The sequence below is a fragment of the Variovorax boronicumulans genome, assembly GCF_029892485.1.
GTDB classification, from domain to species: Bacteria; Pseudomonadota; Gammaproteobacteria; order Burkholderiales; family Burkholderiaceae_C; genus Variovorax; species Variovorax boronicumulans_B.
On record NZ_JARXVG010000002.1, the window covers coordinates 413,691 to 424,513 of the forward strand.

General features: G+C 67.6%; 11 protein-coding genes and 1 pseudogene. 6 read left to right on the plus strand and 6 right to left on the minus strand.

Annotated elements, in window-relative coordinates; genetic code table 11:
* Positions 1–39: 39 nt before the first annotated feature.
* From M2282_RS07085 to M2282_RS07095, 3 genes are read right to left on the minus strand one after another with little or no spacing between them, the layout of a single operon-like run.
* A complete protein-coding gene (locus tag M2282_RS07085; RefSeq protein ID WP_280808064.1) occupies positions 40–1,095 on the minus strand; it encodes a 2-oxoacid:ferredoxin oxidoreductase subunit beta in 1,056 nt (351 codons plus the stop codon).
* Complete coding sequence (locus M2282_RS07090; protein WP_280808065.1) at positions 1,092–2,948, minus strand: 2-oxoacid:acceptor oxidoreductase subunit alpha; 1,857 nt, start codon at positions 2,946–2,948, stop codon at positions 1,092–1,094. Before M2282_RS07090 ends, M2282_RS07085 begins: the two co-directional genes overlap by 4 nt.
* Entirely contained in the window at positions 2,945–4,744 is a 1,800-nt protein-coding gene (locus tag M2282_RS07095) for an FAD-dependent oxidoreductase (protein ID WP_280808066.1), read from the minus strand. Before M2282_RS07095 ends, M2282_RS07090 begins: the two co-directional genes overlap by 4 nt.
* A gap of 147 nt (positions 4,745–4,891) precedes the next feature.
* On the opposite strand from M2282_RS07095, the gene M2282_RS07100 reads away from it, so the two are divergent.
* Entirely contained in the window at positions 4,892–5,176 is a 285-nt protein-coding gene (locus M2282_RS07100) for a hypothetical protein (RefSeq protein ID WP_280808067.1), read from the plus strand.
* 6 nt (positions 5,177–5,182) lie between these two features.
* Here the strand turns inward: M2282_RS07100 and M2282_RS07105 are convergent, their stop codons facing one another.
* A complete protein-coding gene (locus M2282_RS07105) occupies positions 5,183–5,314 on the minus strand; it encodes a hypothetical protein (protein ID WP_280808068.1) in 132 nt (43 codons plus the stop codon).
* Position 5,315: 1 nt separating this feature from the next.
* Between M2282_RS07105 and M2282_RS07110 the strand changes: the two genes are divergently transcribed.
* The gene (locus M2282_RS07110) at positions 5,316–5,549 is read left to right on the plus strand and encodes a DUF6351 family protein (RefSeq protein ID WP_280808069.1); all 234 of its coding nucleotides are present in this window, start codon (positions 5,316–5,318) and stop codon (positions 5,547–5,549) included.
* Here the strand turns inward: M2282_RS07110 and M2282_RS07115 are convergent.
* On the minus strand, positions 5,525–6,442 hold the full coding sequence (locus M2282_RS07115; protein WP_280808070.1) for a LysR family transcriptional regulator: 918 nt from the start codon (positions 6,440–6,442) through the stop codon (positions 5,525–5,527). The genes M2282_RS07110 and M2282_RS07115 overlap by 25 nt on opposite strands.
* A gap of 104 nt (positions 6,443–6,546) precedes the next feature.
* Here M2282_RS07115 and M2282_RS07120 point away from each other — a divergent pair, with 104 nt between their 5' ends.
* From M2282_RS07120 to M2282_RS07135, 4 genes are all read left to right on the plus strand, one after another.
* On the plus strand, positions 6,547–7,830 hold the full coding sequence (locus tag M2282_RS07120) for an SGNH/GDSL hydrolase family protein (RefSeq protein ID WP_280808071.1): 1,284 nt from the start codon (positions 6,547–6,549) through the stop codon (positions 7,828–7,830).
* Between the two features lie 77 nt (positions 7,831–7,907).
* Positions 7,908–8,138, plus strand: a complete 231-nt coding sequence (locus M2282_RS07125) for a hypothetical protein (RefSeq protein ID WP_280808072.1) — start codon at positions 7,908–7,910, stop codon at positions 8,136–8,138.
* 38 nt (positions 8,139–8,176) lie between these two features.
* Entirely contained in the window at positions 8,177–8,773 is a 597-nt protein-coding gene (gene thpR, locus M2282_RS07130; protein WP_280808073.1) for an RNA 2',3'-cyclic phosphodiesterase, read from the plus strand.
* Positions 8,774–8,851: 78 nt separating this feature from the next.
* Entirely contained in the window at positions 8,852–9,865 is a 1,014-nt protein-coding gene (locus M2282_RS07135) for a phosphotransferase enzyme family protein (RefSeq protein ID WP_280808074.1), read from the plus strand.
* A gap of 19 nt (positions 9,866–9,884) precedes the next feature.
* On the opposite strand, the pseudogene M2282_RS07140 reads toward M2282_RS07135, so the two are convergent.
* A pseudogene (locus M2282_RS07140) lies at positions 9,885–10,798 on the minus strand (hypothetical protein).
* Positions 10,799–10,823: the final 25 nt, after the last annotated feature.

Consider the following 10,823-nt stretch of genomic DNA (forward strand, 5'->3'; position numbering starts at 1 on the left):
CCCTCCGGAAGTACGGCCAATGGTGCTGCCGCCCCTTGCTCAGCGCAAGGAGTCGTTGAGGCGCTCCAGCGCCTTGGCGCCGGGGCACAGCGGGTCCGCGTCCAGCGCGTTGAGCGGCCGGTCGCAGGTGTTGAGCGCCGTGTGCAGGTCGGTGGCCAGCGGATCGACGTAGAGCAAGCCGGTCACCACCTCCCCCATCGCATGGTGGCGCTGCATGTAGGCCATGGCGGCGTAGCGGTCGCCGGGGTTGTAGTCGGGGTGCAGGCTGCGCAGCCGCAGCAGCGTGCCGTCGTGCTGGCGCACGTCCATCACCTCGCCCGGGCCGATGTCGGCGGTGATTTCCTCGCGCCCGCTGATGAAGTCGATGCGGCTGACCGCCTCGTTGTGCTCGCGCACGTAGTCGTAGCTCTTGGTGCTGCCCGGGTGGTTGTTGAAGGCCACGCAGGGGCTGATCACGTCGATGAAGGCCGAGCCGCCGTGGCTGATCGCGCCCTTGATGAGCGGCACCAGCTGCGCCTTGTTGCCCGAGAAGCCGCGCCCCACGTAGCTCGCGCCCAGTTGGAGCGCCAATGCCACCAGGTCCACCGGGTTGTCGGTGTTGACCACGCCCTTCTTGCTCTTGGAGCCCTGGTCGGCGGTGGCCGAGAACTGGCCCTTGGTGAGGCCGTAGACGCCGTTGTTCTCCACGATGTAGGCCATGCGCACGCCGCGCCGCATGGCGTGCGCGAACTGGCCGAGGCCGATGGAGGCCGAATCGCCGTCACCCGACACGCCCAGGTACAGCAGGTCGCGATTGGCCAGGTTCGCGCCGGTCAGCACGCTGGGCATGCGGCCGTGCACGGTGTTGAAGCCATGCGAGGCACCCAGGAAGTAGTCCGGCGTCTTGGAGCTGCAGCCGATGCCCGAGAGCTTGGCCACGCGGTGCGGCTCGATGTCCAGCTCCCAGCAGGCCTCGATGATGGCGGCGGAAATCGAGTCGTGGCCGCAGCCGGCGCACAGCGTGGAGATCTTGCCCTCGTAGTCGCGCCGCTTGTAGCCGACCTTGTTGGTGGCCAGCGTCGGATGGTGCAGCCGTGGCTTGGCGAGGTAGGTCATGCGGATTCCTTCGTGTCTGTGACGGCGCGGGAAGCCTGCGTCTTGTGCACATGCGCGGCGATGGCCTGGCCGATGAAGCGCGCCGTGATCGGCGTGCCGTCGAAGTGCAGCACGCGCACCAGCCGGGCCGGATCGAACTCCAGCTCGTTGACCAGCAGGCTGCGCATCTGCGCATCGCGGTTCTGCTCGACCACGAACACCTGCCGGTGCGCGGCGAGGAACTGCGCCACGCTGTCGGGGAACGGAAAGGCGCGCAACCGCAGCGCATCGAGGTGGATGCCCTCTTCTTCCAGTGCCTCCAGGGCCTCGTGCATCGAGGGGCTGGTCGAGCCGAAATAGATCACGCCCAGGTCGGTCTTTTTCGCGGCCGGCCGCAGCACCGGCTGGGGCACCAGCGTAGCCGCGGTGGCGAACTTCTTGAGCAGCCGCTCCACGTTGTAGATGTAATCCGCCCCGCGCTCCGAATACCGGGCGTAGGCATCGCGCGTGGTGCCGCGGGTGAAATAGCTGCCCTTGGTCGGGTGCGTGCCCGGCAGCGTGCGCCAGGGAATGCCGTCGCCGTCCACGTCCTTGTAGCGGCCGAAGTCGCGGCCCGCCTCCAGCTCTTCGGCGGTCATGACCTTGCCGCGGTCGTAGGCCTTGGCGTCGTCCCACGCAAAGGGTTCGCAAAGGCGCTGGTTCATGCCGATGTCCAGGTCGGTCATGAGAAACACCGGCGTCTGCAGCCGGTCGGCCAGGTCCAGCGCGGCCGCGGCGTGCTCGAAGCATTCGTGCGGGTCTTCGGGGAACAGCAGCACATGCTTGGTGTCGCCGTGCGAGGCGTAGGCGCACGCGAGGATGTCGGCCTGCTGCGTGCGCGTGGGCATGCCCGTCGAGGGTCCGCCGCGCTGCACGTTGATGAGCGTGACCGGAATCTCCGCGAAGTAGGCCAGGCCGATGAACTCGCTCATCAGCGAAATGCCCGGCCCCGAAGTCGGCGTGAAAGCCCGCGCGCCGTTCCATCCGGCGCCCACCACCATGCCGATGGAGGCCAGCTCGTCTTCGGCCTGCACGATGGCAAAGCGGTGCTGGCCGGTGGCAGGGTCCACGCGGAACTTGGTGCAGTACTTCTGGAAGGCCTCGGCCACCGAGGACGACGGCGTGATCGGATACCAGGCCGCGACCGTCGCGCCGCCGTACACGCAGCCCAGCGCCGCGGCGCTGTTGCCGTCCACGAAGATGCGGTTGCCCACGCGGTCGGCGCGCCGCACCTTGAGCCCCATCGGTTCGCGCAGGTTCTCGCGTGCGAAATCGCAGCCCAGGTGAAGTGCCTGCACGTTGGAGGCCAGCAGCTTTTCCTTGCCCTTGTACTGCTCGCCGAACAGCTTCTCGACCACTTCGGGTTCGATGCCCAGCAGGATGGCCAGCGCGCCCACGTAGACGATGTTCTTGAAGAGCTGCCGCTGGCGCGGGTCCTGATAGACCGCGTTGCAGATCTCGGTGAGCGGCATGCCGATCACGCGGATGTCGTCGCGGAACTTCGAGGGCGGCAGCGGCCGCGTGCTGTCGTAGAAGAGGTAGCCGCCGGGGGCCAGTTCGGCCACGTCGGCGTCCCAGGTCTGCGGGTTCATCGCCACCATCATGTCGGTGCCGCCGCGCCGCCCGAGGTGGCCCGCTTCGGTCACGCGCACCTCGTACCAGGTCGGCAGGCCCTGGATGTTGCTCGGGAAAATGTTGCGCGGGCTCACCGGCACGCCCATGCGCAGGATGGCCTTGGCGAACAGTTCGTTGGCCGAGGCCGAGCCCGAGCCGTTGACGTTGGCGAACTTGATGACGAAGTCGTTGATGCCTTCGATCTGCGGCGTGACGCTCATGCCACCACTCCCTGCCCCGCAGGCGTCATCTTCAGCAGGAACTTCTGCATGTCCCACGCGCCGGTGGGGCAGCGCTCGGCGCACAGGCCGCAGTGCAGGCAGACGTCTTCGTCCTTCACCATCACGCGGCCCGTCTTGAGCCCGCCGGACACGTACAGGTCCTGCGTCAGGTTCAACGCCGGTGCCTTCAGGCGCGTGCGCAGTTCGGCCTCCTCGCCATTGGCGGTGAAGCTGATGCAGTCCATCGGGCAGATGTCCACGCAGGCATCGCACTCGATGCAGGCGGGTTCGGTGAACACGGTCTGCACATCGCAGTTCAGGCACCGCTCGGCCTCCTTGAAGGCGGTGGCGGCGTCGAAGCCCAGTTCCACCTCCACGCGGATGCTCGCGAGCGCCGTCTCGGCCTTGGCCCATGGCACCTTGTAGCGCAGGTCGTTGGAGGTGTCGTTGTCGTAGCTCCACTCGTGGATGCCCATCTTCTGCGACACCAGGTTGGTCATGGGCGCGGGGCGCACGTACACCGGCTCGGCGCGCAGCAGCTTGTCGATCGAAACAGCCGCCTCATGGCCGTGGGCCACGGCCGTGATGATGTTCTTGGGGCCGAAGGCCGCATCGCCGCCGAAGAACACGTTGGGGACCGTCGACTGGAAGGTGTTCTTGTCCAGCGTCGGCAGGCCCCACTTGTCGAAGGCGATGCCGCTGTCGCGCTCGATCCAGGGGAAGGCGTTTTCCTGACCGACGGCGACCAGCACTTCGTCGCATTCGAAGAAAGCGTCCGGCTCGCCGGTGGGCACCAGCGTGCGGCGGCCCTTGTCGTCGTACTCGGCGCGGACGACCTCGAAGGTCATGCCCTGCAGCTGGCCCTGGTCATGCACGAAGGCCTTGGGCACGTGGAAGTTGATGATCGGAATGCCTTCGTGCTGCGCGTCTTCCTTCTCCCAGGGCGAGGCCTTCATCTCCTCGAAGCCGCTGCGCACGATGACCTTCACGTCGGTGCCGCCCAGGCGCCGTGCCGAGCGGCAGCAGTCCATCGCCGTGTTGCCGCCGCCCAGCACGATCACGCGCCGGCCGATGCTCGTGATGTGGCCGAAGGACACGGAGTTGAGCCAGTCGATGCCGATGTGGATGCTGGCCGCCGCCTCCTTGCGGCCGGGCACGTCGAGGTCGCGCCCGCGCGGCGCGCCGCAGCCGATGAAGATGGCGTCCCACCCTTCGGCCATCAGCGCCTTCATCGAGTCGATGCGCTCGCCGCCGCGAAACTCGACGCCCAGGTCGAGCACGTAGCCCGTCTCCTCGTCGATCACCGATTCCGGCAGCCGGAAGCGCGGGATCTGCGTGCGGATGAAACCGCCGGACTTGGCCTCGCTGTCGAACACCGTCACTTCATAGCCGAGCGGCGCCAGGTCGCGCGCCACGGTGAGCGAGGCCGGCCCCGCGCCGACGCAGGCGACGCGCTGGCCGTTCTTCGGCGCGCTCTTGGGCATGCGCTCACGCACGTCCTCCTTCATGTCGGCCGCCACGCGCTTGAGCCGGCAGATGGCCACCGGCTCGGGCGCCTGGGCATTGCTTTCCTCCACCCGCCCGCGCCGGCAGGCCGGTTCGCAGGGCCGGTCGCAGGTGCGCCCGAGGATGCCCGGGAAGACGTTGGAGGCCCAGTTGATCATGTACGCGTCGCCATAGCGGCGCTGCGCGATCATGCGGATGTACTCGGGGACGGGGGTGTGCGCCGGACAGGCGTACTGGCAATCGACGACCTTGTGGAAATAGGCCGGGTTGGCAATGTCGGTTCGCTGCAATGCGTGTCTCCTGACAGTCGCCCTGGACCCCGAAGGGGTCTTCATGTGGGTTTGGCGCAGTATGCGCCGCAGTGGTGCATGCAAAAACTTGGTGGAATCCCGCGGTTGCGCCATTGCGCGTCACGGCCATCACGTAGCATGCCGCCCATGAGCTACACCGTGAACCTGATCGATTTCCCCGATGCCCCGTCCGACGTCATCGCCACCGCGGAGACCCGATTTCGCCGCGAGCTCGACAAGCTGCTGGGCGACAACGTCGAGCAGGCCCTGAAGGCGTTCGAGAACGCCAGCGAATCCAGCGCCGACGAACTCACCAAGGACGAGATCGCCCTGGCCGCGAGCTGGGCCAAGGCCTACGAAGCGGCGAAGACAGCGGGCTTTCGCGCCCTGGGAGAGGCCGACGAGGCGTACTTCGAAGTGCGCCTGGAGTGATGCAGTTCAGGCGCACCGCACGGGCGGTGCGCCGGTGTCGATGGCCTTGTAGTTCACGAGGCCGCCCAGGTCGAGCACCGTCAGTCCGCGTTTCTCGAGGCGGATGAGCGCATCGCAGGACCCGGCCGCGAAGTGCAACGTGATCTACCCGCGCTTCAGCACGCCGCGCATCGTGGCCGGCTCGCCGCTGGTGAACGACGTGCTCAAGTGCCAGCTCAAGCCGGTCAACGCTGCGGACTACCCGGTGACGATTGCCGGCGCCGACCTCGCGCGGCTGCAGACGATCTTCCCGAGCGGCGTGTGCGACTGGAGCAAGCCCGGAGCGGGCCAGGAACCGCTGCGCGGCACCTACCTGCGCCTGCCGCTCAACTGACGGCTCGCCCCCGGCAGTTGCGCCACGCGCTCTGCCAGGAAGTCCACCAGCACGCGCACACGCAGCGGCTGGTGGCGGCGTGGGGCGTAGAGCAGGTGCACCTCCTGCGCCGGCCCCGTGTGGCGCGCGAGCACGCGCACCAGGCTGCCATCGGCCAGATGGTCGGCCACCATCCACGTAGGTTGCAGCGAAATGCCGCCGCCGCCGAGCACGCTGTCGAGCATGGCCACCGCGTTGTTCACGCGGTAGCGGCTGCGCACCGGCACGGTCACCGTGCCTTCGGGCCCTTGCAGGAGAACGCCGTCGTCGCCCGCGGCGTAGCGGATGTAGTCGTGCGAGAGCAGGTCCTGCGGCTTGCGGGGTTTGCCGCGCGCGGCCACGTAGTCCGGTGAGGCGACGAGCACGCGGGGCCACGAGCCGAGGTGCTTCGCGACCAGGTCCGGCGGCAGCGCGCCGCCCACGCGCAGTGACACATCGATGCGCTCCTCGCGCGGATCGACGAAGCGGTCGTCGAGCACCAGTTCGAGTTCGATGTCGGGGTAGAGCCGCAGGAACTCGACCGCCATCGCGTTGAGGTGCCGCTGCCCCATGGTGACAGGCGCGCTCACGCGCAGCAGGCCCTGCGGTTGCTGCACCTGTTCGCGCGCATCGGCCACCGCATCGCCGTAATCCTCCAGCACGCGGCGGGCGCGCTCGTGAAAGCGCTGCCCTTCTTCAGTGAGGCTCAGGCCGGTGGCGCCGCGGCGCAACAGGCGAACGCCGAGCGACTGCTCCAAGCCCGCGACCAGCTTGCTGATGGTGGGCTGGGTCGTGTCGAGCGCACGGGCCGCGCCCGAGAGGCTCCCCGACTCGACGCTGTGCACGAAGGCCGAGAGCGCGCGCAAGGTGTCCATGATGTATTCGAGTTTGGAATGTGCTGGATGCGATTTTGCCATCTACCCATCCGAACCGGCATGGAAGAAAGTCGAGGCCTCGCTTCACTTTCAAGGACATGAACATGACTGCAACTGGCCTCGGATCGATCCTCAAACATGGCGCAGCGGCGCTGACCCTCGCGGGCCTCACCGCCGCATCGGTGGCCCAGGCGACACCGCCCGCAACCGCGTACTGGAGCCCCAGCTGGATGGCCAGCACCCAGCCGATCTGGGGCGGCGACTTCGTGCTGCCCAGCGGCCTGCCCTTCCAGTTCAACAAGCAGACGATCCGCCAGGTGGCGCGCCTGAGCATCGGCGGCGCGAAGCTGCGCGTGGTGATCAACAACGAAGGCGGCACGACGCCGCTGTACATCGGCGCGGCCCGCGTGGCGCGGCATGGCGAAGGCTCTGCCATCGTCGAAGGCACCGACCGCGTGCTGCGCTTCGGCGGTCAGGCCGACGTGACCGTGCCGCCGGGCGCGCGGCTGGTCAGCGACCCCGTCGACCTGCCGCTGCCCGCGCTCAGCGAGGTCGCGGTGTCGCTCTATTTGCCCAAGCCCAGCCAGCCTGCGGGATTTCATTTCGATGCGCGCGAGACGGCCTACGTCGCCAGCGGCGACCTGACCAGCGCAGCCCGCCTGCCGGCCGCAGCCTCGCAATGGAGCACGCGCGTCTACGTCAGCGGGTTGATCGTCGAAACGCCCAAGCCGCCAGTCACCGTCGTTGCGCTGGGCGACTCGATCACCGACGGCAACGGCTCCACGCCCGGCGCCAACACGCGCTGGCCCGATGCCCTGGCCGAGCGCCTGGCCCCGCGCGGCGTCGGCGTGCTCAATGCGGGCATCTCGGGCGGCCGGCTGCTGAAAGACGGCATGGGCCGCGCCGGGCTCGAACGCGCCGGGCGCGACGTGTTCGCGCAGCCAGGCGTGCACGCGGTCATCGTGCTGCTGGGCACCAATGACATCGGCTGGCCTGGCGGCCCCTTCGCGCCGCAGGAGCCGGCGATGCGCGCGGAAGAATTGATCCAGGGATTCCGTCAACTGATCGCGATGGCCCGCGCCCACAACGTGCGCATCGCGGCCGGCACGATCACGCCCAACGAGCGCGCGCTGGAAGGCACCGGCCTCGAGGGCCACCACTCGCCCGAGAAGGACAAGGTGCGCCAGGCCGTGAACCGCTGGATTCGCGAAAGCGGCGCGTTCGATGCGGTGGTCGATTTCGATGCGCTGCTGCGCGATCCGGCCCGCCCGACCCGCCTGAAGGCGGCGATGGATTCGGGCGATCACCTGCACCCTGGCGACGCCGGCTACCGGGCAATGGCGGCCGCGATCGACCTCGGCGCCCTGCTCGGTAACGATTCGGAATAGGTCGCAAAAATACTGTACATAAATACAGTCTTTTCTCTAGAATGGATCGTCTCCAAGAACAACTTCGAGGCGACTCCATGACCACCGCCAATCCGCCTGCGCCCTCTGCGCAGGTTCTTTTTTTCTCTTCCGCAAGGCGGCACCCGATGCAGCCGCGGGAGCGTACAGGCCGGATCTCCACCTGGCCCTTCCGCGTGGTCCGGGAACACGGCCATGGCGACAGCAGCAATGACATGGATGACGTCCGCGTTCAGGCGGCGCGCGTCATCCGGACGACGGCCGAGCATTGGTGGCCGTCGGAATCCTGAACCCGCCTTTTCATCCTTCTTTCTCCAGGAGAACTGCAATGGACGATTTCAACCGTGGCGATGTTTTTCCGAACGATCCGGAACCTGACTGGGAATCCCCCTCTTTCGAGCGGCAGCGGCACCTTCTCATCGCGCTGTTTCCCGAGCCCGAGGTGCAGACGGCGATCGAAGCGCACCGCAAGGACTGGATCTGGCCCAAGGGCCACTACTTTCCTCGCGGCCCGCGACTGCACCTGACGCTCCACTGTTTCGGCGACCAACCCAAGGCTGTCGAAAAACAGCTGTGCGAAGCGCTCGCCCAGGTCCGGGTGCAGCCCATGAACCTCGTGCTGGACAGCTCGCGCACATGGCGCAACGACATCGCGGTGCTGCAGCCCGCCGAGCACGGCGCCTTGCGCACGCTGCATGCCGATATCGGCCGCGCTGTGCAGAAGGCGGGCATCGTCACGGAAACGCCGACGTTCACGCCGCACATCACCATCGCCCGAAGAACCGAGGGCGCGGCCTATCCGATGAGCCTGCCGCCGATCCCGTGGCGCGTGAGGAAATTCCTGCTCGTGCGCTCGTTCACTTCGCATCCCGTCGAGCACCAGGTGCTGGGCACCTACGAGGCCGACGAAGAAGACAGCGTCTGACACAGGGAAGTCAGCTTTCGTGGCCTTATCGGGTGAGACAATTTTCGGCGCCCATCGAACGAACGCCATCACCGCCGCATGCTGACACCACCCGATATCGCCCACGACGCCATCCAAAAGTGCCTCGCCGAGACCTACGGCCTCCAGGCGACGCACACTGAATTCCTTCCACTGGGCGCGGACGTCCACTCCGCGGTCTTCCGCGTGCAGGCGAACGACGGCACGGCGTACTTCCTGAAACTGCGCAGTGGCGATTTCGGGAAGTCGGCCGTTGCGGTGCCGGCCTTTCTCCACTACGACAAAGGCATCGCCGCAGTGATGGCGCCGTTGCCAACAACGGACCATCAGCTCAGCGTGCAGCGCCAAGGCTTCGATTGGATGCTCTATCCCTTCTTCGAAGGCCAGAACGGATTCGAACGTGCTTTGACGGCCGCGCAATGGACCGCTCTCGGCGCAGCGCTGAGCGCCGTTCATCGCGCCGAACTGCCGCCCGAATTGCTCGCAAGCATCCCCAAGGAAACCTACGCGCACCACTGGCGCGAAGGCGTCAGGCGCTACCAGCGCCGCTTCATCAACGGCTTCGTGGGCGACGCCATCGTCCAGCGGTTCCACGCCTTCTGGGGGCAGCATGACGAGGAGATCGACACGCTGGTCTATCGCAGCGAGCAGCTTGCGTCGATCCTGCTGGAGAAGGCATTGCCGCAGGTCGTGTGCCATGCCGACATCCACGCGGGCAATGTGCTGCTGGGCGATGACGACCGACTGGCCATCGTCGACTGGGACACGCTCGTCCTCGCGCCGAAGGAGCGCGACCTGATGTTCATCGGCGGCGGTGTCGGCCACGTCTGGAATCAGCCGCTGGAAGAGGCGCAGTTCTACCAAGGCTACGGCGCGGCGGACATCGACCCGGTCGCCCTCGCCTACTACCGCCACGAGCGCATCGTTCGCGACATCCTCGAGATCAGTGACCAGGTCTTCGATGCGTCTGCAAGCACCGAAGACCGCGAAGAAGCCATGCGCCAGATGGCAAGCCAGTTCCAGCCCGGCGACGTGGTCGCCATCGCGCACCGGAGCTACGAAGCCGTCACCTGATCCGGCGCTGATCCGCCAGCTAGATCAGCAGGTCCTGCACGTCGTCTTCAAAGCCTGAAATCGGCTGTGCCTTGGCCAGCGCCAGCCACACCGCGAACGGATGCGGTCGAAGGCGCGATGCACCGCGGCGCGGGCCACCACGAGGCGATCGCCATCGAGCACCAGCACACCGCATTCCGCCGGAACCTCCTCGGGCGTGGCGATGCAGCGTCCGCGCGCATCGTTGCCCAGCACGTACCAGCACTCGCCGCCCAGGACGAGGTAGGCCGCGCGCTTGTCGGGCTTGCGCAGGTCGCCCAGCAGGTCGGCGCGGCTGACTTTCACCTCGTGGACGATCGGGTGCGCATAGGCCTCGACGCTGGTGTTGCGGATCGAAAAGACATCGGGCCGTGCCATGCACCAGCGCGGCTTGCCGCCCTCTTCCAGCGGCGGCAGGCGCGCGCGCAGCCCGAGGCCGCGCCATGCGATGCGGCCGCCGCGCGTCATCTCGCGCGCCACGCGCTCGACCAGCGCCTCGTGCGGCGTCAGCGCCGCGCGGTTGATGGTGAGCGTGGTCGCGATGCGGGCGATGCCGGCATCGGTCACGCGCAAGGTTTCGTGGCCATGCGCCGTGCGCACGCGTTCGAGGAATCCGCCGGCCAGCAGCTCGACCTCGATGGCGTCGCAGCACGGCCAGCCGGCCGAGCGATAGATCTCGCGCAGGCGCCGCGCATGCAGCTTGCCGAATGGCGCCGAGGCGGCCACCTGCATCGGCGGCGGCTCCACCACGGGTGCTGGAAATCCGGGATCGGTGACCGGCGGCACGACCGGCGGCGGGTCCCCGTCGGGTGGCGGCGGTGGAGGCTGCACGGGAATCGGCACGTCAGGCGCCGGCGGCGGCGGACCGATCGGCGTGGCGACAAGGGGGTCACGGTCTAAGGCGAGTGCGGACATGAGGAACAGGTTAGCGAAAAGTCGG